Annotated in this window: 24 protein-coding genes; 10 read left to right on the top strand and 14 right to left on the bottom strand. The window is 73.1% G+C overall.

Annotated features, from left to right (window positions below; all coding sequences use genetic code 11):
- Nucleotide 1 precedes the first annotated feature (1 nt).
- On the bottom strand, nt 2-967 hold the full coding sequence (locus tag BJ971_RS23225) for a GlxA family transcriptional regulator (protein WP_184995340.1): 966 nt from the start codon (nt 965-967) through the stop codon (nt 2-4).
- Between the two features lie 55 nt (nt 968-1,022).
- Nucleotides 1,023-1,868 (bottom strand): slipin family protein, encoded by an 846-nt coding sequence (locus BJ971_RS23220; protein WP_184995339.1) that lies wholly within the window; start codon nt 1,866-1,868, stop codon nt 1,023-1,025.
- A 316-nt stretch (nt 1,869-2,184) separates the two neighbouring features.
- Between BJ971_RS23220 and BJ971_RS23215 the strand changes: the two genes are divergently transcribed.
- On the top strand, nt 2,185-2,394 hold the full coding sequence (locus tag BJ971_RS23215; RefSeq protein WP_184995338.1) for a hypothetical protein: 210 nt from the start codon (nt 2,185-2,187) through the stop codon (nt 2,392-2,394).
- Between the two features lie 192 nt (nt 2,395-2,586).
- On the top strand, nt 2,587-3,144 hold the full coding sequence (locus BJ971_RS23210; RefSeq protein WP_184995337.1) for a hypothetical protein: 558 nt from the start codon (nt 2,587-2,589) through the stop codon (nt 3,142-3,144).
- Here the strand turns inward: BJ971_RS23210 and BJ971_RS23205 are convergent.
- Nucleotides 3,111-4,616 carry a two-component system sensor histidine kinase NtrB gene (locus BJ971_RS23205; RefSeq protein WP_184995336.1) on the bottom strand — a complete coding sequence of 502 codons (1,506 nt, stop codon included), beginning with the start codon at nt 4,614-4,616 and terminating at the stop codon, nt 3,111-3,113. The genes BJ971_RS23210 and BJ971_RS23205 overlap by 34 nt on opposite strands.
- Before the next feature lie 316 nt (nt 4,617-4,932).
- On the opposite strand from BJ971_RS23205, the gene BJ971_RS23200 reads away from it, so the two are divergent.
- Nucleotides 4,933-5,787, top strand: coding sequence for a hypothetical protein (locus BJ971_RS23200; RefSeq protein WP_184995335.1), 855 nt, complete (start codon nt 4,933-4,935; stop codon nt 5,785-5,787).
- A gap of 8 nt (nt 5,788-5,795) precedes the next feature.
- Here BJ971_RS23200 and BJ971_RS23195 read toward each other — a convergent pair whose 3' ends face one another.
- Nucleotides 5,796-6,710, bottom strand: coding sequence for an SMP-30/gluconolactonase/LRE family protein (locus tag BJ971_RS23195; RefSeq protein ID WP_184995334.1), 915 nt, complete (start codon nt 6,708-6,710; stop codon nt 5,796-5,798).
- A 110-nt stretch (nt 6,711-6,820) separates the two neighbouring features.
- On the opposite strand from BJ971_RS23195, the gene BJ971_RS23190 reads away from it, so the two are divergent.
- Nucleotides 6,821-7,354 (top strand): Lrp/AsnC family transcriptional regulator, encoded by a 534-nt coding sequence (locus tag BJ971_RS23190; RefSeq protein WP_184995333.1) that lies wholly within the window; start codon nt 6,821-6,823, stop codon nt 7,352-7,354.
- Here BJ971_RS23190 and BJ971_RS23185 read toward each other — a convergent pair.
- Complete coding sequence (locus BJ971_RS23185; protein WP_184995332.1) at nt 7,351-7,653, bottom strand: hypothetical protein; 303 nt, start codon at nt 7,651-7,653, stop codon at nt 7,351-7,353. The genes BJ971_RS23190 and BJ971_RS23185 overlap by 4 nt on opposite strands.
- 115 nt (nt 7,654-7,768) lie before the next feature.
- On the opposite strand from BJ971_RS23185, the gene BJ971_RS23180 reads away from it, so the two are divergent.
- Both BJ971_RS23180 and BJ971_RS23175 read left to right on the top strand, forming a co-directional pair.
- Nucleotides 7,769-8,125: a winged helix-turn-helix transcriptional regulator gene (locus BJ971_RS23180; RefSeq protein WP_203709608.1), complete on the top strand. Its 357-nt coding sequence runs from the start codon at nt 7,769-7,771 to the stop codon at nt 8,123-8,125.
- 45 nt (nt 8,126-8,170) lie between these two features.
- On the top strand, nt 8,171-8,740 hold the full coding sequence (locus BJ971_RS23175) for a carboxymuconolactone decarboxylase family protein (protein WP_239087767.1): 570 nt from the start codon (nt 8,171-8,173) through the stop codon (nt 8,738-8,740).
- On the opposite strand, the gene BJ971_RS23170 is transcribed toward BJ971_RS23175, so the two are convergent.
- The gene (locus BJ971_RS23170) at nt 8,727-9,725 is read right to left on the bottom strand and encodes a hypothetical protein (protein ID WP_184995331.1); all 999 of its coding nucleotides are present in this window, start codon (nt 9,723-9,725) and stop codon (nt 8,727-8,729) included. The genes BJ971_RS23175 and BJ971_RS23170 overlap by 14 nt on opposite strands.
- Nucleotides 9,722-10,222 carry a SigE family RNA polymerase sigma factor gene (locus BJ971_RS23165; RefSeq protein WP_184995330.1) on the bottom strand — a complete coding sequence of 167 codons (501 nt, stop codon included), beginning with the start codon at nt 10,220-10,222 and terminating at the stop codon, nt 9,722-9,724. Before BJ971_RS23165 ends, BJ971_RS23170 begins: the two co-directional genes overlap by 4 nt.
- A 113-nt stretch (nt 10,223-10,335) precedes the next feature.
- On the opposite strand from BJ971_RS23165, the gene BJ971_RS23160 reads away from it, so the two are divergent.
- Nucleotides 10,336-10,872, top strand: a complete 537-nt coding sequence (locus tag BJ971_RS23160) for an LURP-one-related family protein (protein WP_184995329.1) — start codon at nt 10,336-10,338, stop codon at nt 10,870-10,872.
- Between the two features lie 61 nt (nt 10,873-10,933).
- A complete protein-coding gene (locus BJ971_RS23155) occupies nt 10,934-11,899 on the top strand; it encodes a hypothetical protein (RefSeq protein WP_184995328.1) in 966 nt (321 codons plus the stop codon).
- Here the strand turns inward: BJ971_RS23155 and BJ971_RS23150 are convergent.
- Nucleotides 11,880-12,866 (bottom strand): zinc-dependent alcohol dehydrogenase, encoded by a 987-nt coding sequence (locus BJ971_RS23150; RefSeq protein WP_239087766.1) that lies wholly within the window; start codon nt 12,864-12,866, stop codon nt 11,880-11,882. The two genes, BJ971_RS23155 and BJ971_RS23150, sit on opposite strands and share 20 nt — an antisense overlap.
- Before the next feature lie 89 nt (nt 12,867-12,955).
- On the opposite strand from BJ971_RS23150, the gene BJ971_RS23145 reads away from it, so the two are divergent.
- Complete coding sequence (locus BJ971_RS23145) at nt 12,956-13,765, top strand: isocitrate lyase/phosphoenolpyruvate mutase family protein (RefSeq protein WP_184995327.1); 810 nt, start codon at nt 12,956-12,958, stop codon at nt 13,763-13,765.
- Between the two features lie 173 nt (nt 13,766-13,938).
- Nucleotides 13,939-15,504, top strand: coding sequence for a glycoside hydrolase domain-containing protein (locus BJ971_RS23140; protein WP_239087765.1), 1,566 nt, complete (start codon nt 13,939-13,941; stop codon nt 15,502-15,504).
- Here the strand turns inward: BJ971_RS23140 and BJ971_RS23135 are convergent.
- The 6 genes from BJ971_RS23135 to BJ971_RS23110 form a co-directional block, all read right to left on the bottom strand.
- Nucleotides 15,477-16,316, bottom strand: coding sequence for an alpha/beta fold hydrolase (locus BJ971_RS23135; protein ID WP_184995325.1), 840 nt, complete (start codon nt 16,314-16,316; stop codon nt 15,477-15,479). The genes BJ971_RS23140 and BJ971_RS23135 overlap by 28 nt on opposite strands.
- Before the next feature lie 32 nt (nt 16,317-16,348).
- On the bottom strand, nt 16,349-16,924 hold the full coding sequence (locus BJ971_RS23130) for a flavoprotein (protein ID WP_203709607.1): 576 nt from the start codon (nt 16,922-16,924) through the stop codon (nt 16,349-16,351).
- 135 nt (nt 16,925-17,059) lie between these two features.
- Nucleotides 17,060-17,275, bottom strand: a complete 216-nt coding sequence (locus tag BJ971_RS23125; RefSeq protein WP_184995324.1) for a DUF397 domain-containing protein — start codon at nt 17,273-17,275, stop codon at nt 17,060-17,062.
- A gap of 168 nt (nt 17,276-17,443) precedes the next feature.
- On the bottom strand, nt 17,444-18,625 hold the full coding sequence (locus BJ971_RS23120; RefSeq protein ID WP_184995323.1) for a helix-turn-helix domain-containing protein: 1,182 nt from the start codon (nt 18,623-18,625) through the stop codon (nt 17,444-17,446).
- A gap of 111 nt (nt 18,626-18,736) precedes the next feature.
- Entirely contained in the window at nt 18,737-19,936 is a 1,200-nt protein-coding gene (locus BJ971_RS23115) for a hypothetical protein (protein ID WP_184995322.1), read from the bottom strand.
- 51 nt (nt 19,937-19,987) lie between these two features.
- A complete protein-coding gene (locus tag BJ971_RS23110) occupies nt 19,988-21,541 on the bottom strand; it encodes an AMP-binding protein (RefSeq protein WP_184995321.1) in 1,554 nt (517 codons plus the stop codon).
- Nucleotides 21,542-21,544 lie beyond the last annotated feature (3 nt).

Below are 21,544 nucleotides of genomic sequence, written 5' to 3'. Positions count from 1 at the left end.
TTCACAACTCCTCGGCGTGGAAGCGGCGGCGGTAGTCGCCGGGTGAGATCCGCCAGTGCCGGCGGAAGATCCGGTAGAGGGTCTCCGGGCCGCCGAGCCCGGACTCCCGGGCGATGCGGTCCAGCGGGTCCGCGGTGACCTCCAGCCGCCGGCGGGCGGCCTCCGCCCGGCTGCGCTCGACGTACCGGCCCGGTGACATGCCGGTCTGCGCGGTGAAGAGGCGGGAGAAGTGGCGTTCGCTCATCGCGCTGCGCCGCGCGAGGGCGGGCACGCTCAGGTCACCCGTGGGGTTGTCGTCGATGAACGCCTGAAGCTCGCGGAACCGTTCGCTCGGCGGCGTGCTGGCCCGCATCGGCGTGCTGAACTGGCTCTGCCCGCCGGGTCGTTGCAGGTAGACGACCAGGCCCCGGGCCACCTGGCGGGCGAGTTCGTGCCCGTGGTCCTCGGCAACGAGGGCGAGCGCCAGGTCGATGCCCGCGGTGACACCGGCGGAGGTCCAGACGTTCGCGTCCTTGACGTAGATGGCGTCCGCGTCCACCCGCACCTGCGGGTAGCCGGCGGCCAGCCGGTCGGCCGCGAGCCAGTGCGTGGTGGCGCGCCGGCCGGTGAGCAACCCGGCGGCGGCGAGCAGGAAGGCGCCGTTGCACACCGAGGTGATCCGGCGGCAGTGCGGAGCCAGCCGGGCGATCTCCGCGACCAGCTCCCGGTCGGCCGGGCAGGCCGACAGGGTCAGCCCGCCGACGACCAGCAGGGTGTCGATCGGGCCGGTGAGCCCGGCGAGGGGTGTCCGCGCGAGCGCGACGATCCCGTTCTGCGCGCTGACCTGCCCCGCGCGGACGGCGGCGACCTCCAGGTCGTAGCCGTCCGCGCGGGTGAGCAGGTTCGCGGTCGCGAAGACGTCGGCCGGTCCGGCCAGGTCGAGCAGCTGAAAGCCCTCGAAGATCACGACGACGGTACGGCGGTCCATGCCGTCGATCGTCGCGGGCCGCCGATCGTGGCGTCAACGACACGAATATTGCAAATCAGGCCACGCCGTCGCTGTGCTTGTCGAACCCGATGTACAGCCGCGCCGCGGCGTTGGTGCCCAGCGCGCCGAGAGTCTCGAGCTCGCGCAGCCGCAGCAGGGCCGGGTGCTGCGCGTAGGCCTCGGCGGCCTCGGCGAGCCGGCGCAGGGCGTCGACCTCGGCCTCGGTCCGGATCCGCTGCGCCGCGGCGTCACCCTCGGCGGCCAGCCGCGTCGACTCGACCCGGGCCTGCGCGGCGACCCGCTCGGAGTCCGCCTTCGAGTTCGCCTCGAGCGCCTCCCGGTCGGCGCGGGTACGCGCCTCGACCATCTGCGCCTCGGCCATCCGCTGCGCCGTCAGCACCCGGTTCATGATGTCCTGGAGGTTGCCCGGGAACACCAGGTCCTTGACGTCGGCGCGAATGATCTCGATGCCGTAGCCGGCGGAGACGCCCTCCACGTCGCGGAGGATGTCCTCGCTGAGCTGGTTGCGGTTGGTCAGGATGGCCTCCAGCGTCATCGACGCCAGGGAGCGCCGCGCCGCAAGCTGCACGTCGCTGTACACCCGGTCGCCGTAGTCGGCGACCTTCTCGATCGCCGCGACCGGGTCGACCACCCGGAAGTGGGTGATGATGTTGACCCGGACCGCGACCTTGTCGGCGGTCAGGATCTCCTGGCCCTTGATGTTGAGCTCGCGCTCGCGCAGGTCGACCGGGACGACGTCGACCCGCGGCAGCCGCTGCCCGGGGTACCGGCGGGCGGGCAGGCGGTAGCGGCCCGGCTCGAGAACCTGGTCGAAACGGCCGTCGACGTAACGGAGACCACGGAAACCGCTGCGAACGATCACCTCATGGCGATTGGACATGACTCACCTCTGTTTCGGGGAAATCCCCGAAGCGAATGGGAACGAAGGGTGGCCCCGTAGCGGATCCGATGTGAAGGATCGGTCGCCAGGAGGGCAGCGGACCAGCTTGGTGTGATCGCCAGTGCGTCCGTTGTGGTAGGCGCTTGCTTCTGAAGCCGCCGGGGCCGCAATGAGAATGACAAATGCGCCGGGCGGCCACAACGCAATTTCCGGGAATGGCCGGACGGCGTCGACCGAAAGGACACCCAAAGGCGTACGCCGATCCTTGCGGGACGCACGCGTGCGAGTTCCGCACGCTCGATGAAGGAGGAAGCTCATGCAGCGACGGATGGCCGTCCTGGGCCGCGCACTGTTCGTACCGGTCGCGATCGCGGTGGGTGCCCTGGCCGTGGCGGTGTCCGCGCACCTCGGTGGCGTGGCGTCGCCGTCCGACGGCGGGACGAGCGCGGCGCTGATGCCGCTGATCGGCTCGGGCACCCACCCGGTCGAGGCGACGGTGGACTCCTGGGGCGTCGGCAACGGCTGACGCGCGGGGGGCCCGGCTCCGCCGCCGGAGCCGGGCCTCATCTCGCCATGCAAGTCCTCTCATTCGGTGAGAGAAGTTACGTTCTCTTTGCAAGCTCTTGCAGAACGCGGAATCCGGCCTAGGCTGTCGCTGCCGATCCTCCAATGAGGACGACGGCTCGGACGTCATCACCGCGAACTCTCCAGGAGATCCATGCGCTCGATCAGCAAGACCCTGTTCGCCCTGCTCACCGGCGTCGCGAGCGTGCTGGCCGCCGCGAGCCCGGCCGCCGCGGGTGCCTCGCCGCCCCGGGAGCTAGGCGGGCTCGACCTCGGCGCGTACTGCCGTTCGCTCGGGAACGCCGGCGCCGTCCTGGCCGGCTCGACCGCGTACGACTGGCACTGCGCCGCCGCCGACGGCGGCCGGAGCGATCTCACGTTCGACGCGGCCTGCCGCTGGACCTACGCGACCGGCGACGCCGTCGACCGCATCGGCGACTTCCGCGATCCCACCTCGGTCAAGTGCTGGCAGGTCGCGCCCGGCGCCGTCGCGCCGGACTTCGAGAACTACTGCACCTCCACCGGTCACAGCGCCGCGGCACTCCTCGGTACCACCGTCTACGACTGGCGGTGCGTCAACCACAGCCGCGGCGGGCCGACCTACTTCTCGGTCGACGTCCTCGCGGTCTGCCGGAAGACGACCTCGGTGACCGCCACCGTCGAACGGTTCGTCAACTACTACGACGCGCGCACCTGGCAGTGCCGGGTCTGAGCACCGGAGGGTGACGACGGCTCGTCCGGTGGGGCCAGGGGCAGCAGGATCTCGAAGGTGGTGCCCACCGCCGGCTCGGAGGTGACGGTGATGGTCCCGCCGGCGTCGGTGACGATGCCGTACACGGTGGCCAGCCCGAGGCCGGTGCCGTGCTGTTTGGCCTTTGTGGTGAAGAAGGGTTCGAAGATGTGCGCGGCGACCTCCGGGGGCATGCCGGTGCCGGTGTCGGCGACCCGGAGCCGGGCGTAGCGGCCGGCCGGCAGCGACGGCTGCCGGGCCGGCTCGTCGGCGACGTCGACCGGCGCGGCCTCCATGGCGATCACACCGCCGTCCGGCATCGCGTCGCGTGCGTTGATCACGAGGTTGAGCAGGATCTGCTCGCTCCGGCTGCGGTCGGCCCGGATGATCACGGGTTCCTCGGCCAGGTGCGCGACCAGTTCGATGTGGGCGCCGATGCTGCGTTGCAGCAGGGCGCGGGTCTCGTCGATCACGGAGTTGAGGTCGATGAGCTCCGCGTTGGCGGGCTCCTTGCGGGCGAAGAGCAGCAGCTGCCGGGTCAGGTCGCGGGCCCGGTCGGTGGCCGCCCGGGCCCGGCCGAGATCGTTTATCGTCTCCGGGTCGGTGGTCCGCTCCAGGGCGAACTCCAGGTAGCTGAGGTTGATCGCGAGCAGGTTGTTGAAGTCGTGCGCGATGCCGCCGGCGAGCTGGCCGAGGCTCTCCAGCCGTTCCGCGCGCGCGGAACGTTCGAGGATCTGCCGGCGCTCGCGCTCGGCGCGCTTGCGGCCGGTGATGTCACGCTCGATCCCGGCGCCGCCCACCACGGTGCCGTCGCTGTCGTGCACCGGCGACACGCTCGTCGTCACGTCGATGACCGTGCCGTCCTTGTGGATCCGCTGGGTCTCCAGCAGGCCGACGGCCCGGCCCTCCTCGAGCTGGGCCAGGGCCGCCGCCAGGCCCGCCGCCCGCTCGGGCGGCAGCACCAGCGTGATGTTGGCGCCGATCGCCTCCTGCGCCGTCCAGCCGTACAGGCGCGTCGCGCCGTCGTTCCAGGTGGTGATCCTGCCCTTGAGATCGGTGGTGATGATCGCATCCTCCGACGACTCCACGATGGCCGCGAGCATCGACCGATTCTCGGCGGCACCGCTGCCGCGACCCTCCAGGACCTGCTGCCGGCGGGCGACGGCCATGCTGAGCAGAGTCGTCCCGGCGACCACCGAGAGCACCGTCACCTGGGCGACGCTGCCGGACAACCCCTGCCACGACGACGTGGCCCAGGCCACCAGCGCGGCGAACACCCCGACGGCGGCCACCGCCAAGGGCCGCGCCGAGGCCGCGGCCAGCACCAGCCCGAGCACGACGACCCCGGACATCACCGCCCGGGGCGGTGTCGCGAGCTCCACGACGCCACCCGCGACGATCAGCAGCATCGCGGCCGCCAGAACCCCGGCGTGCCGCCAATGCGCTTCCCTCATCGCGGCCCCCTGGAACAGCTGCGGCACCCACGGGCCTGAGCTGGACACGAACGAGCGGCCGGGCGACGGCCAGACGTCCCGCTGGTCTGTGCTGAAACACCGGCCCCGGCGGTAGTCGGCCCGGCCCTTGCGCCCAGCGCGGGGCGGGCCGTGCACCCCAGGATCCCACGCACCCGGCCGGCGAGCCGCCGAACCGGCCGAATCTGCCCCGCGGCCACCATTACGGCGCCGTCGCTTCATCGGTTGATGACGGGAACCCGATTCTCTGCCGAAGGAGCACGTCAGCGTGGGCTCAGCCCGGTCGCCTCTTCTGTTCGTGGCGCAGGACGACACGGTCGTCATCGTCTCGACGCTGCCCCTGAGGGTCTCGGGCGGGCCGGCCGAGATTCGTCGCTGGGGTCCGGTGGTGGCGATGTCTCCGGCGGCTCCGGCCCGGGGAGGGTGGACGGGACGAGAGGTGCGTGGCTTCGGCGTGCTCTGCGTGATGGCGGCGTCCCTCGTCAGCTGCTTCGGAGCCCGGTGGTGGCCGGCGCTCGCGTTGCCAGGCCTGGCTCTGATCGGCCTTTCCCCCTTCGCCGGCACCGAGCGCAGGCGCGGATCGGTTGTCCGGCCCGACGACACCCGGCCTGCGGCGGCGCACCGGGTCCTCGTGACCGCGGACGGCAGGGCGGCGCTGGCGGGCGTCGTCGCGGTGGCTGAACGCAGCTGCGCGGCCTGGCCGGCGCTCGGGACGATGCTCGACCTGCCGTCAGCTGAGCATGCGCTGGCTCAGTCGATCTTCAACCTCGCCGGCCTGATCGAACGCCGGGAGCGGCTGCGGAAGGCGCAGGACGATCTCCGGGCCCAGACGTGCGCGGGGCTCCCGGAGAGCAATCCGGCGGTGCGCTCGTTGGGAATCCAACAGGACAGGATCGACCGCGCGTTGTCGGAGCTCGACGCGGAGATCGCCCGGCGGACGACGGCGCTGGAGAACGTGGCGAGCGTGAGCGAGGACTTCGTCTGCGAGGAGGCGCTGCGCCGGGCCACCCGGGACGCGGAGCGGGTGCTGGCCGAGTTCGCCGACGAAGATCCGCCTTCACGGCCCGGGCCGAGCGAACGGCTGGCCGAGGAGATCGAGGTCGTCCTCGCCGCGTATCGCGAACTGATGGATCTCTCGGACGGCCCGGCGTAGCCGCGCGGCTACGCCGACGGATATTGGGCGCCGTTGATCGTCACGCGGAGCGAGTACACGCTGGTGCCCGCGGTGATGAAGAGGTGGTTGCGTTTCGGGCCGCCGAAGGTGAGGTTGGCGACCGGCTCGGGCAGCAGCAGTTTGCCGATGAGGGTGCCGTCGGTGTCGAAGCAGTGCACGCCGTCCCAGGCGGCGGCCCAGACCCGGCCGGCGTCGTCCAGGCGCAGGCCGTCGAAGCGCCCGTTGTCGCACTCGGCGAAGATCTTCCCGCCGGTCAGGTCGCCCTCGGCGGTGACGTCGAAGACGCGGATGTGGCTGGGTTCCTGCCGGGTGTCGGCGATGAAGAGCCGCCGCTCGTCGGGGGAGAAGGCCAGGCCGTTGGGACGGCAGAAGTCGTCGGCGACCACCCGCAGGTCGCCGGTGGACGGGTCGAGCCGGAACACGTAGCAGGCGCCGCCGAGTTCGCTCTCGGCCCGGCCGCCCTCGTAGTCGCCGGCGATGCCGTAGGTCGGGTCGGTGAACCAGATCGTTCCGTCGGCGCGGACGACCACGTCGTTGGGGCTGTTGAGTCGCCTGCCCTGGTAGCGGTCGGCCAGCACGGCGACCGTTCCGTCGTGCTCGGTGCGGGTGACGCGCCGGTTGCCCTGCTCGCAGGTGACGAGCCGGCCCTGCCGGTCGACGGTGTTGCCGTTGGCGTAGCCGGACGGACCGCGCAGGACGCCGACGGCGCCGGTGGTCTCGTCCCAGCGCAGGAGCCGGTCGTTGGGGATGTCGCTCCACACCAGATAGCGCCCCGCCGGGAAGTACGCCGGACCCTCGCTCTTGCGCGCGCCGGCATGCAGCCGTTCGAGGACGAAGTCGCCGTCGATGTAGCGGAAGCGCTCGTCGAGCATCCGGAACTCGGCGGGGATGGTCTCGGCCATCGGGCCCTCCTCGTCGTGAACTGATGATGTTCGGGTAAGAGCTAACACCTCCGAATCTGGTACGGTCAACCGTCAAGTCGGCTAGTTCACGTTCTGCGAGAGAGGGTTCGATGGACGATACGGACCGGGCGCTGCTGGCGGCGTTGCAGGCCGACGCCACGCAGGCGTACGCGGCACTCGGCAAGGCCGTCGGGCTCTCGGCGGGGTCGGCGCACGAGCGGGTGCGCAAGTTGCGCGAGCGCGGCGTCATCACGCGCACCACCGTCGACGTCGACCCGGCCGCCGTCGGCGGCGGCGTCCTGGCGTTCGTGATGCTCCAGGCCAACGCGTGGATGGGGGACCAGCCCACCCGTGACGCGCTCGCCGCCATCCCCGAGATCCAGGAGGCGCACATCGTCGCGGGGTCGGCGTCGCTGCTGGTGAAGGTCCGCACCTCGACCCCCGAGCAGTTGCAGGCCGTGCTGCGCCGCGCGTTCGGCGTTCCCGGGGTCACCGGCACCGAGACCATCGTCGTGCTGGAGACGTTCTTCGAGCGGCCGTTGAACGTCGCGGGTCCGAACCTGGCTGGACGGCGCGAGCCGGGCGCCCCGCCCGTCGATGACGGAGGGACGCCCGGCTCGGGGCGAAATGCGGGTCCGGCCTAGAACTGGCCGGGCACGTCGAGCTTGCGGTAGAAGGTGATCTCCGGCGGGCCCTGCGCGCCGGCCTCCTGCATGACCCGCGGGATCTCGGTCTGGCTGTCGAAGAACTTCTGGAACGTGGCCTCGTCCGGCCACTCGTCGATCACGAGGACCTCGTCGCCCGCGGCGGCGAAGGTGTGCCGGGTGGCGCCGACCGCCTGTCCGGCGGCGGAGATGCCTTCCATCAGGCCGGGATTGGCGTCGGTGAAACGTTCGAGGGCGGTCGCATCGGCCTTGAGACGCAGGATCATGATTACGGGCACGTGACCTCCAGAATCTCCTGAGAAGTCCACTCTATGCAGTCGTGGTGACTTATCTGATGCGATTCACTACCACGAGTGACGGGGTGGCAGACTCGCCCGAGGAAGGTGGACAGTCGTGTCGGTGCCCAGGCCGGGAAGGCCGGTTCGAGGATCCAGCACCGGCCGGCCGCTGATGGCCGCGCTCGACCTGTTCGGGCGCCGGTGGAACCTGCGCATCGTCTGGGAGCTGCGCCACGGCGCCGTCGGCTTCCGCGCGCTACAGCAGCGCTGCGACGACATGTCCTCCAGCGTCCTGCGGCAACGGCTCACCGAACTGCTCGACGCCGGGCTCGTGGAGCAGCGGCCGGACGCCGCGTACGCCCTGACCGAGCTCGGGCACGGCGCCTACCGCGCGCTGCGGCCGCTCGCCCGGTGGTCCGGCGAGTGGGCCTCGGCCCAGGTCGTGGACGACCCGCCTGGTGCTTCTGATTGAGAAGCGTTACGGTGCTTCTGAATCCGAAGCATCGGAGGTGGCGCCGTGGCTCGTGTCCCACCGCTCGACGCCCCATACGCGGCGGACGTCGCGGCACAGCTCGCAGCGATGATGCCCGCCGGCACGCCGCCGATCGGGCTGTTCCGGACCCTCGCCCGCAACCTGCCCATGACGGTCGCGATGAGCGACTGGGGCAGATATGAGCTCGGCCCCCGGATGTCGCTGACGATGCGGGAGCGGGAGATCGTCATCGTCCGGACCTGCGCGAGGTGCCGCTGTGAGTACGAGTGGGGCACGCACCTGATGTTCTTCGCGGACCGCGTACGGCTCACCCGCGATCAGATCGCCTCGCTCACCGACGGGTCGCCCGAGGATCCCTGTTGGACCGTCGGTCGCGAACGGGTGCTGATCCGCGTGGCGGACGCGCTGCACGACACCTCGGACGTCGGCGACGAGCTGTGGCGCGCCGCGCGGGACGTCCTGGACGAGCCACAACTGCTCGACCTGCTCCTGCTCTGCGGGTGGTACCACGCGATCAGCTTCGCCGCGCGGGCCGCCCGGGTCGCACCGGAGCCGGGCGCCCCGCGCTTCGCCGAGTTCCTCAGGAGCCCTTGACCCGTACGCCCTCGGCGAAGCGGACGACGTCGTCGCGGGAGAGCGGTATCCGCTCGGCGTCCCAGTCGAGTTCCAGCACGCGGCCCGCGCCGAGGTCGACCCGGAGCAGGCCGGCGCCGGCGTAGTAGGCCGCCCGGTGGCCGCCGATCGCCAGGATCTCGTCCGCCTCCGCGGAGTCGAACGGCTCCCTGGTCGTGACGAGACAGAGCCCGCGGGGTGAGCGCTGGAAGAGCTCGGGGTCGTCGGTGTCCGGTACCTTCTCGTCCGGCGGCGCGAGGCAGGCCATCCCGCTGCTCTGGTGCTGCAACGTCAGGCCGGGCGGCACGGCCGCGAACGTGTACGGCGCGGCGTCGCCCGCGACCCGGCCCGGGCGCAGCCCGGCGGCGAACCGCAGCACCTGCGCCTCGGTGCGGGGCCCGAAGCTGACCACCTGTACCCACCGCCCGTCGGCGAGGCGCCACCGGACCCCGACGTACGGCTGACTGCCGGGCGTCCCCGCGTCGGAGTCCCCGGCGGTGCGTACGGTGGCGCGCCGCCCACCGACGGAGCCCGAGTGGTCCTCCTCGCCCTCCGATTCCCAGGTACCCGGCACCGGGCCGACCTCGGCGGAGAGCACCGAACCCGGCCACTCGTACTGGAGCACCGTGTTGGTGCCCATCAGGATGACCTCGGGCCGGCCCGCTCCGTCCGGCAACCAGCCCGGGGACAGGGGAAAGGCGGGCTGCTCCCAGCGGGGGACGTCCCACCCGACGGCGGAGGGTGAGCCGGCGGGTGGCCGCGGCGGCCGCTCGGACCCGCCGGCCAGCAGCGCCGGCACGGCCACCACCGCGGCAAGGGCCAGCGCGGCCGCCCCGCCGGCGATCAAGGCGCGGCGCCGGCGGTCGCGGGCCACCCCGGCGGTGACGAGTCCGAGGAGGTCCGGCCGGGACGCCGGTTCCGCCGCCCGGTCCCGCAGGACGGTACGCAGGTCGTCTTCGAGGCTCACAGCGATGCTCCCGGCTTGAGGGTCGGCGGGGTCAGGTCGGCGCGCAGCCGGGCCAGGCCGCGGGCGGCGTGCACCCGGACGGTGCTCGGCGAGGACCGCAGGATCTCGGCGATCTGCCGGTCGTCGAGGTCCTCGTAGTAGCGCAGCACCAGGACGGCGCGCTGCGTCCGGGTGAGGCCGGCGAGTAGGCCCCACATGTCCTCGCGAGCGGCGTGCTGGTCGGCGAAGTCGCCGAGGACCGCGGCGCGGGCCGGCTCCGCGCTCGGTCGCTCGCCGCTGGAACGACGGCGCAGCCAGGAGATGTGCGACCGGACCAGGGCGGTGCGCAGGTAGCTGTCCGGCTGCTCCGCCTCGATGCTCGCCCAGCGCCGGTGCGCCTTGACCAGCACCTCCTGCACCAGATCCTCGCCGAGGTGCCGGTCACCGCAGAGCAGGTGGGCGAAGCGGCACAACGCCTCGCCGCGCGCCCTCACGTACTGCTCGAATCCGCTGTGCACCCGTCCCCCCGCCCACCGCGCCGAAAGCCGTCTCCATCTAAGACGCCCCGTGCACGCCCATCCGCTTACCGGGCGGGCGGCAAAGGTTGACCGCCGGGCACAGAATCGACGCCATGCAGCCCTTCGCACCCTTCACCGGTGTCCTGGTGCTTCCCGACCGGGCGGTGTTCGGCAGCACGTCGCCGGTCACGCTCGGCAACGGCGAGCAGGTCGCGACCGTCCGCTGGCACAAGTGGACGGCGCGGGCCCGTTTCGAGCTCCTCGACGCCGCCGGATCGGCCGTGCTGGCCTCGGGATCCCGGACCGGCTTCTGGGGCCGCACCTACCAGGTGCTGGACTCGCGGCAGGAACCGGTCCTGGACCTGAGGATCAGCGGGTGGGGCCTGTCCGGGCGCTCCGTGATCACGCTCCCCGGCGGCCGCGTCCTGCACGCCAAGGGCAACTGGTCGGCACGCAGGTTCGCCGTCGCCGACGAGGACGGCGCGCCGGTCGCCCGGCTGGTCACCACCGGCTCGACCTTCAGCCTGCGGCCCGACAGCCTCGCCCTGGAGCTGACCGCACCGGTGCTCTCGATCGTCCAGGGCGCCGGGCTCGCGCAGTGCCTGCGCGCCGCCGCCGAGGCGGCGCGCGACTCCTCCGCCGCCGGCTGAACCGCACCCACCGCACCGATGGTCGTCGATACACATCGGGCTATGATCCGTAGCACGGTGTGTGAGCGGAGGTGCCGCGGTGGTCGGCAGCGGCGAGGGCCGGGGATGGTTCGAACCGTCGCCGCGTGCCGACGGTGACGAGGCGACCCAGGTCCATCCCGTGGTCCCCGCGCGGCCGCCGACGGTGGCCGCCCGCGCGGTGATCGTCTACGAGGAGCGGCCGCGCCGCCCCTGGCGGCTCTGGGTGTTCACGGTGGCGCTCGTCGCGCTGACCGTGGGTGTCGTCCTCGGGCAGACGGTCGCGTTCGAGCCGGTGTACCGGCAGGCGGCCGGCGCCGGGACCGTGCCGGACGGGTCCGCGTCGCCGGCACCGCCCGCACAGCCCTTTCCGGACGCCGCGCACCGGGTGACCGCGCCGCTCGGCTCGGTGCGTACCCGGCTTCTCGAGGTTGCCGGCGCCTCGGCCGTGGTGCGGGTGCGCAGCGAGGACCTCGGCGCGACGCTGTTCGACATCGCGACGACGGACCGGGGCGCGGTGCCGGTGCTGACCGAGAGCGCGCGGGGTCACCGGCTGGAGCTGCTCCGGACCGGCGAGGCCGGCACGGCGGGCGCCGAGATCCGGCTCAACGCGAAGGTGGCCTGGACCCTGCGGTTCACCGGCGGCGCTACGGAGCGGAACATCGACATGCGGGCCGGCGGCCTGCGCGGCGTCGCGGTCGACGGCGGCACCACACACCTCGTGCTGCAACTGGGTAAGCCGAAGGGCACGGTGCCGGTCACGATGGCCGGCCCGGTCGGCGAACTTGTCGTGTACGCCGGTGCCGGAACGCCGGTCCGGTTCCGGCTGGGCGGCGGCGCGGGAACCGCCGTCGTCGACGGGAACACCCGCCGCGGTGTCAAGGCCGGCGCCGAGCTCACCCCGGCCGGGTGGTCGGCCGCCAGGAACCGCTACGACGTGGTCAGCTCCGGCGCCGTCGCCTCCGTCGTCGCCGCGACGTTCCCCGCCGCTAGCCGTTCGGCCGGATGACGACCTTCAGGCCGGTACGCGCGGCGGCGGTGGCCATGGCGGCGCTCACCTCGCCGAGCCCGAAGACGTCCGAGACGAGCGGCGTCAGGTCGACGAGCTTCCGCGCGGCCAGGTCGATGGCGCGGGGGTAGACCTCGCCCATCCGGCGCACCAGCACCAGGGTCAGGCCCTTGCGGCGGGCCAGCGCCGCGCTGAACGTGGTGCTGTCGCCGTCGGGGATGCCGACCAGCACGATCCGGGCGCCGGGCCGGGCCAGCCGCAGCGCCGTGTCCACCGCGCCGTCCGAGCCGGAGACCTCGAAGACCACGTCCGCGACGCCCTCGGCGCCGGCCGGCTCCGCGCCGAACCCCGCCGCGGCCGCCATCCGGTGCGGCAACGGCTCGGCGGCGAGCACCCGGGTGGCGCCGTGCCCGCGCGCGAGCTGGACGAGCAGCAGGCCGATCGGGCCGCAGCCGACCACCGCCACCGTCGAGGCCATCCGCAGGTGCGCGAGGTCGAGCGCGTGCAGCGCGACGCCAAGCGGCTCCAGCAGGGCGCCGTCGTCGGCGGTGAGCCCGTCGGGCAGCGGGTGCAGGCGGTCGGCCGGCCAGGTCAGGAACTCCCGCAGGCCGCCGTCGCAGGAGCCGTGCCCGGCGAAGACGATGCCCGGGCAGAGGTTGCCGTGCCCCGCCCGGCAGGGCTCGCAGGCGCCGCACGGCTGTGCCGGGTCGATCGCGACCGCGATGCCGTCGTCCGGCCCGCCGCGGATCACGCCCGCCATCTCGTGGCCGAGCACGAGCGGGCGGGCCAGCACGGCGTCGCCGATCCCGCCCTCGGTGAACCAGTGCAGGTCGGAGCCGCACACCCCGACCGAGGTCACCTCGACGAGCCGCTCGCCGGCGCCGGCCGGCCGGGGCCGTTCCTCGGTGTGCAGCCGGACGTCCCCGGCGCCGTGCAGACGGGCCACTCGCATGCTCAGCTCGGTCACCTTTGGACGCTAACACCGGCGGCCGGGATCGCGGGCCGCCGATGGATCAGTCATGATCAGCAGATGGACCGACCCGAGGCGCACCGATCATGACCGCCGCCGACCTGCGGGCGATGCTCGTCGCCGGCCGCGTCACGCACGCACCGGGCGTCTACGACCCGGCCAGCGCCGCGCTCGCCGTCCGGGCGGGGCACCGGGCCGTGCACCTGTCCGGCCCGGCGGTCTCGGCCACCATGCTCGGCGTACCGGATCTCGGCTACGCACCGGCGACCCAGATCGCCGACCGGGCCGCCGTCCTGGTCCCGGCGCTCGGCGGCGTGCCGCTGCTGGCCGACGCGGACGTCGGCTACGACGGCGCGGACCACGCGGTGTGGACCGCGCTGGCCTACCAGCGGTCCGGCATCAGCGGGCTCTGCCTCGACGACGGCGAGGACGCCGGCCTGTCGGCGGTCCGGATCGCCGCGCTCGCCGAGGGCGTGCCCGGCGTCGCGCTGATCGCGCGGGTCCGCGGGGGCACCCTCGACGAGATCTTCGAGCGGTGCCGGGCGTACGCGGTGGCCGGCGCGGACGCCGTTCTCCCCGTCGGCGTCCCCGAGGCGGACGTCGGCAAGCTGCGAGCGGTGCTGCCCGGCGTACCCATGGTCGTCTGCCGGTCCGAGGACGAGGCCGGGGGCGACCGCCTGACCGACGCCGAGCTGGCCGGGTTCGGGGTCGGCCTGGTGCTGCATCCGCTCGCCGCCGTGCTCGCCGCGCTGAGGGCGGCGTCGCTCGCCTACCGCGCGATCGCCGAGGCGGGCGACGCGGCGCGGGTCGACCGGATGCCGCCGGCGGTCCTCGCCACGCTGATCGACCGGCCGCCGGCGGAGCCGGGCGGCGAGACGGACAAGATTGACACCTGACCGGGTGAATGATCCGTTCGAGTTCGAAGATCGTCTGTTCGGCCGGTATCCGCATGCCGGGAATTCTGTTTTAGTCGGGCGTTCTCTCTGTCTTACCAATCGTTAAGCTTGCCCGAGAAAAGGTAGTCATGCGGAAACTGGCGCCGATACACCGCAATCCCATCCTTCGTGCGGTGTTCTGCGTCGCGGTCGTGCTGCTGTCGGCGACGACCCTTACCCGGGCGGACGCGACCGTCACCGCGACCGCGGCGGCGACCGTCCAGCCGGGAACCTTCTCGGGACCCGCGTTCGACGCCTGCACGGCACCGTCGAGCGCGAGCATGGCGGCGTGGAAGGCCTCGCCCTACAAGGCGGTCGGCATCTACTTCGGCGGCAACAACCGGGGCTGCACCCAGGCCAATCTCACCGCCGAGTGGGTGCGCACCCAGGTCGCGGCCGGCTGGCGCCTGATCCCGCTCTACGTGGGCCCGCAGGCGTCCTGCACCCTCGCCACCAAGAAGAAGAACCTGATCGACAACGCGAAGGCCGCCGCGCAGGGCGCCGCCGCCGCGCAGGACGCCGCGGCGCAGGCGCGGGCGCTCGGCCTGGCCGCGCAGAGCGTGCTGATCTACGACATGGAGGCGTACAAGAACGGCGACGCCGCCTGCCGCTCCGGCGTCCTGGCGTTCATGGGCGCCTGGACCGCCCGGCTGCACGACCTCGGCTACCTCTCCGGCTTCTACAGCAGCATGGGCTCCGGCGTCGCCGACCAGGTCGCCAACTACGCCGTGCCCGGCTACGTGCGCCCCGACTACATCGACTTCGCCCGCTGGGACCAGGTCGCCACCGTCACCGACGCGGGCATCCCGGCCGGACACTGGACGCCGCACCGCCGGATGAAGCAGTACCACGGCGACCACAAGGAGACCTGGGGCGGCGTCACCATCAACATCGACAGCAACCTCGTCGACTTCGCGCCGCTGCCCGCCGCGAAGCTGGCCGACTACAACCGCAACGGCTGGTCGGACGTGCTGGCGCGGACGTCGAGCACCGGCAACCTCTTCCTCTACCCGGGCAACGGCACCTACGCCGACGAGAAGGCCCGGAAGAAGGTCGGCGGCGGCTGGAAGTCCATGAACGCGCTGGTCCGGATCGGCGACCTGAACCGCGACGGGTACACCGACGTGGTCGCGCGGGTGGCCTCCAACGGCTACCTGTACTTCTATCCGGGCAAGAGCGACGGCAAGCTCGGCGCGCGCAAGCTGCTCTCGAAGAGCTTCAAGAAGATGCGCGAGATCACCGCGATCGGCGACCTGAACAAGGACGGGTACGCCGACCTGATCGCGGCGCAGACCAGCAACCACAACCTGTACCTCTACCCGGGCGCGAAGGGCACCAAGCTGGGCACCCGCAAGGTGATCGGCGCGGGCGGCTGGCACACGATGAGCGAGCTGGCCGGCGTCGGTGACTTCAACCGCGACGGCCACGTCGACCTGGTCGCCCGCCAGACCTCGACCGGCAAGCTGTTCCTGTGCCCGGGCCGTGCGGGCGCGCTCGGCACCAAGAAGCAGATCGCCACCGGCTGGAACGGCATGCGCGACCTGATCGGCGCCGGCGACTTCGACCGGGACGGCTACACCGACCTGGCCGCGGTCCTCAAGTCCAACGGCAGCCTGACGCTGTATCGCGGCACCGGCACCGGGCTCCGCCCGGGCCTGCGCCTGGCGACCGGCTACGGCGGTCGCTCGCCGCTGCTCTGAACCGGGCCGCGGTCCGGGGAACCGAGGAACCCGCCCAGCAGGCGGGCCCATTCCCCGGGCCGCTCCAGGTGTACGTCGTGGCCGGCGTCCGGGATGACGGCGTGCGCGACGCCCGGCCGCAGCTCCAGCATGCGGATCACCTCGGCCGCGGTCGTGGTGCCGTTCCCCCCGTACGCGAGAAGGGTCGGCGCCCGCACCTCCCGCCATTCCTCCCAGCGGGCCCGCTCGGCCACCCCCTCGATGGCGGCCCGCATCACCTCGGGCTCGAACCGCGGCCACAGCCCGTCGGCGCGCCGCTCCAGGTCGCACAGCCACGACCGGGCTATCGGGGTCGAGCCGAGAAAACCGGCCGCGGCCCGCTCGTCGGCGAACGGCACCGGCCAGGACGCGAACCAGTCGCCAAGCCGGGCCGGATAGTCGTCGTCGGCCGCGCGACCGCCGACCCCCGCCTCCAGCATCACCAGCCGGCTCACCAGGCCGGGATACCGGGCGGCGGTCAGCATCGCGGTGTGCCCGCCCATCGACTGGCCGACAAGGGTCACCGGCCCGCCGTCCGCGAGCCGGTCGATGACGGCGGCCACGTCGTCGACGTACGCCGAGCGGGAGAGGTCGCCGGGCCGGCGGGTGGAGTGGCCGTGGCCGCGCTGGTCGATCGCGATGACGCGGCGGGCCGGCAGCAGGCTCTCGGCCGTCTGCCACATCTCCCGCGCGCTCCCGGCAAGGCCGTGCAGCAGGACCACCACGTCGCGGGCCGATCCGACGTCCAGGCAGGACAGTATGACGCCGTCGCGACGGATCTCCACTCTGCTCATCACGGCCATTGAACCCGGCGGCGCCGGCATGATCAACGGGAAATCGGCGGCCCGGTGACCTTTCCCGCGCGGGCGGCCGGAAGGCCGCGGACCTCGGCGAGCACGGCGGCCCACGGGAACGAGCCGCCCGGATCGTGGCGGGGGCGGTCCGGCCGGGTCTGCTCGGTGAGCACCACGCAGACGCCCTCGGCCCGCAGGCAGGCGATGCTGCGGGCGTAGGCGCCGTGGCCGGCCAGGGCGCGGTTCAGCCACGGGGCGACGATGATCGGCGTGCGGTCGCCGATCGCCTCGCAGACCACGCCGGCCGCGAGGGTGTCGCAGATGCCGTTGGCCAGCTTGTTGACGGTGTTGAAGCTGGCCGGTGCGACCACGCAGGCGTCGGCGCGGGGCAGGACGTCCGGGTCGGCGGGATTCTTGTACGCCGACCGGACCGGGTGGCCGGTGAGGTCGGCCAGGTGCGCCACGTCGACGAACCGGGCGCCCATCGGGGTGGTGATCGCACACACCCGCCAGCCGTCGTCGATGGTGTCGGCGATGAAGTCGTAGCTGCCGGCGGCGTTGCTCGCGCCGCAGATGACGACGTAGAGCACAGGCGATGCCAGGGTCAAGTTGTGCCTCCTGGGTGCGGATACGGGCGCGCGTGGGCCCGGCGTCCGGCGGTGCCGCGGTCGAGCACCGCCTGCCGGGCCCACGCGCCCTTGTCGTCCCGCCGGGACCTGCCGTCCCGGCCTCGTCGAAGACGCTCAGCCGGCGATGTCGAACTCGCCGTCCTTGGCGCCGCCCACGAACGCGGCCCACTCGGCGGTCGTGAAGACCAGCGCCGGCCCGTACGGGTCCTTGCTGTGCCGGACGGCCGCGCCGTCCTCGAGCAGCGCCACCTCGACGCAGTTGTTGCCGCCGTTGCCGTTGCTGCGGCTGCTCTTCTTCCACTGTGCGGCGTTCACCTCGGGAGGATTCATGATCGGGTCTCCATTCGCTGTGCGGGATCAACGGATCGCACGCCATCCACGCCGGCGGCCCTCGCTCGGCCGGGCCGCCGGCACGACGATCGTCGATGCCGTGCTGCAAACCAGGGTGTGTCCGCGTGGCGGCCCTGGGTTGCCTGGCTGGCAACGTCGCCGTGCAGGTCAGGAGTGGCCGAGGACGCCGCACCGTTCGGCGAGGCCGCGCAGGTCGGCGCCGCCGGCCCGGCGATGGCTCTTGTCCAGCAGTTCGCTGACGCAGCGCGACACGACGGGGCTGAGCCGGACCCGCAGCGGCGCCGCGCGCTCCGCGCGGCGGAACGCCTCGATCGCCTCCGGCCGGCGGTCCAGCTGCTCGAACGCCCGGCCGACGTCCACCCAGAGGTACGACATGCGCTCCCGGTTGGGCACGGGCCGCTGGCAGAGCGGGTACGCCGCGTCGACGGCGGCCGCGGGGTCGCCGCCCTCGACCTCGATCGCCACCCGGTGCATGATCACGTTCCAGGTGGCGAACGAGGTGTGCCGCGCGATCAGCGTCGGCCCGTCGAGCCGTTCGGCGAGCCGGCCGGCCTCCGCGACCAGTTCCCGGGCGCCGTCGATGTCGCCGAGCTTGGCGCTGGTGGAGGCGGCCACCAGCAGGCACGAGCCGCGCGCGGCCAGCCCCTCCCGGTCCGTGACGGGCATCGCCTGCGCCATGGCGTACGCCGCCGCCCGGGCCCGGCGCAGCGCGCCGGCACCCACCAGCGCATGCGCCTGCGCGTACGCGGCGAAGCCGAGCGTCGCCGGATCGACGGTGTGTTCCGCGGCCGCCCGCATCCGCTCGGCGGCCATCCACGCGAGGTCGTACTCGCCGAGGTTGCGCATCATGAACACCGCGGCGTACGCGGCGACGACGACCCGCTGGTACGCCGCGGGCGTGCCCAGCATCAGGGCGCTCTGCTGGGTCCAGCGCAGCAGGTCCGGCACCACCCGCGCCTGGCCGACCGGGTCGCTGGAGTTCATCAGCAGGTCGAGGCCGTCGACCCCGGACGCGATCTCCGCCTCGGAGCGGGGCGGCCCGCTCGGGTCGAGCAGCGCGAGCCGGGTCTCCGTCACCCCGGGCCGCAGGTCCGCCGCCGCCCGGCCCCGCGGGACGTACGGCTGATCGGTCAGGTCCGGCACCGGCACCTGTAGCGCCGACGAGATCCGGTTCAGCAGGGCCCGGGAGTTGAGCGAGCGCTCACCGCGCTCCAGCCGGGAGAGGTAGGGCTTGCTGATGCCGGCCAGCCCGGCCGCCTGATCGAGGCTCAGCCCACGCGAGCGCCGGTAGCGCCGGATCCGTTGGCCGATGCGCACGTCGTCGCTCATCAGTGCCCCCTCGTGACAGCCGCTAAGCGCAGTGACCTCGGTGAGGAACCTGATCAGATTCTGCGCGCCGGCGCGCGGGGGACACGCACGCCGCTGCTGTCGCAAGGTCTCCTAGTCGACCGGCACGGCCTCCGGTGTGGCCGGTTCGTCGTGCGGCGCCGGGCCGGCAACCGGTTCGATCCGGCCGCGGGCCTGTGCGTAGGTGACCAGCGCTGCCACGGCCCACAGCAGGTCACAGCACGCCGACGTCACGGTCAAGCCGACCGCACCCCAGGTCATGTTGGCCAGCTCGGGCAGGACGACCAGCGCCAGCGTGGCCGCGGCCAGTCCGATCACCGGAATGGGGGACAGCAGCCGCCAGGCCCGGGGCAGGCTCTGGCCGGGCTCCACCAGCACGACGCAGCCGACCATGCCGGCCACGGTGAGCGCCACGGTCCAGATCAGGTCCAGCGCGACGGTCATCGCCAGGTCGGTGGCCCTGTCGAGCATGACGCCGGACAGCGAGAACAGCAGCGAGGGCGTGAGCATGACGACGTAGCAGCCGGCCAGCCACAGCCAGAGCGTCCCGAGCCGGGCGGCGATCGACCGCCACACCACGGCGGGCCGGGTTTCCGCGGACGCCCTCGCCGACACCACGCCGACAGTGCCGGCCAGGCAGATCATCAGCGGAACCGGGGAGAGCACGATGAAGGCGAGGACCCACAGCGGAAGCATCACCGGACCGAAGCCGCCGACCAGCGTCACGAGCACGTCACCGGCCCGCACGATCAGGTGGTAGGTCGCCAGCGCGGCGAGCCCCACGATGAGCGCGAGCGGCGCGGCCGCCCCCCACAGGACCGCACCGGCCCCCTGGACCCACCCATGCAGCCCCGGACCGACCGACGGCACCGGCAGATCGGCGGCCTCCGCCTCCAGCTCCGCCGGCTCCAGCTCCTCGGGCTCCAGCTCCTCGGGCTCCAGCTCCTCGGGCTCCAGCTCCGCCGGCTCCAGCTCCGCCGGCTCCAGCTCCTCCGCCTCCGGCGGCGCCTCGCCGGCTTCGGCCGGCTGCGCCGCGGCGTCGTCGGACTCGGCTTCTTCCTGCGGAGCGTCGTCGGGCTCGGCCTCTTCCTGGGCGGCGTCGTCCGGGTCGGCGTCGTCCGGGTCGGCTTCCTCCGGCGCGGCCTCGTCGGGCTCGGCCGTGCCGGGCTCGGTGGGCTGCTCGGCCTCCGACGTCGTCGTCTCCGCCTGCCCCGATTCGGGGGAGTCCGGCGCGGGCACCGATGTTCCGGGGTCGTTCGATGCGGAGGCGGCGGCGTCCTCGGTGCCATTCATAGCGACACCCTGCACTACAAGTGGATCATGCGCTACCCCGTCGTGCCGCCGTCAGGACGGGGGAGCCGGCGGCCGGGGCAGGTCGCGGGTCAGCACCTTCCCGGTCGCGTTCCGCGGCAGCCGCGGCAGAAACACCACATCCCGGGGTACGCAGAAACGAGCCCGGTGACCACGCACGTGATCGCGGACCTCGTCCGGGGTGAGCGCCCCGCCGGGGTGAAGCACCAGATACGCCGCCAGCCGGCTGCCGTACTCGGCGTCGTCGACCCCGATCACGGCCACCTCGCGGACCTGGGGCAGGTCGGCGAGCAGGTTCTCGACCTCGGACGGGAACACGTTCTCCCCGCCGGAGACGATCATGTCGTCCTCGCGGCCGTCGACGAAGACCCGCCCGGCCGCGTCCAGGTGGCCGAGGTCGCCGGTGGCCAGCAGGCCGTCGCGGACCTCCCGGGACCGGCCGTTGGTGTAGCCCTCGAAGAGCATCTCGTTGCCGACGAACAGCCGCCCGGACGCGCCGGCCGGCACCGGGGCGCCGGCCGCGTCGAGCACCGCGACCCGGGTGCCGTGCGGTGGCCGGCCCGCCGTGTTCGGCGCGGCCCGCAGGTCGGCCGGGGTGGCGATCGACGCCCAGGACACCTCGGTGGAGCCGTACAGGTTGTAGAGGACGTCGCCGTACCGGTCCATGAAGCGGGTGGCCAGGCCGCCGGGCAGGGCGGAACCGCTGACCGCGACCACCCGCAGCGGCGGCCGGGTTCCGGCCGGCGCCACCTCCATGAGCTGCTGGAGCATGACCGGGACGGCGACAAGGGCGGTGCACTCGTGACGCACCATCGCGGCCAGCGCGTCGTCGGGATCGAACTTGCGGCGCAGCACGACGGTGGCGCGCAGCGCCAGCGCGATCTGCAGCCCGGCGTAGCCCCAGGTGTGGAACAGCGGCGCGGCGATCAGCACCCGCTCGCCGGCGCGCAGCGGGATCCGGTCGATCATCGAGCACAGCGGACCGAACCCGCCGGGGGTACGCCGCAGGGCGCCCTTGGGCACGCCGGTGGTGCCGGAGGTCAGCACGATCGTCCGCCCCTCGCGCTCGGGCGGGCCGAGCGGGCCGGGCGGGGCCTTGTCGATCAGCGCCGCGCGGGAGGCCTCGCCGATGCCGTCGACGCCGTCGGGCGGCGCGAACCCGTCGTCGTGGATCAGCGTCCGGAGCTCCTGGTCGCGGGCGACGGCGACGAGCTGGTGCCCGGAGAGGCCGGTGTTGATCAGCACCGGGTCGGCGCCGAGCGAGGTGACCGCGACCAGGGTCTCGATCATGCCGACGGAGTTGCGGCAGAGCAGTCCGACCCGGTCGCCGGGCCGGACGCCGGCCGTGTCGCGCAGGGCGCGGGCCAGGCGCTCGGCCCGGTCCAGCAGCTCGCGGTAGGTCAGGGCGTCGCGTTCGTCGACGACGGCGAGCCGCCCCGGGTCGCGGGCGGCGGCCTGCCGGAGCTCGCCGGCGAGGCCGAAGCCCCACCGGCGCAGCACGGAGAGCTGCCGCACGACGTCGGCCGGCGGCGCGGGCCGGAGCAGCCCGCGTCTGGCCAGCGTCGTGAGGAGGAACGGGACGGCCACTGT

The organism is Amorphoplanes digitatis (assembly GCF_014205335.1).
In the GTDB taxonomy this organism is placed as follows: domain Bacteria; phylum Actinomycetota; class Actinomycetes; order Mycobacteriales; family Micromonosporaceae; genus Actinoplanes; species Actinoplanes digitatus.
The sequence above is the reverse complement of the archived record's forward strand: the minus strand, read 5'-3'. Positions and strand labels throughout refer to the sequence as shown.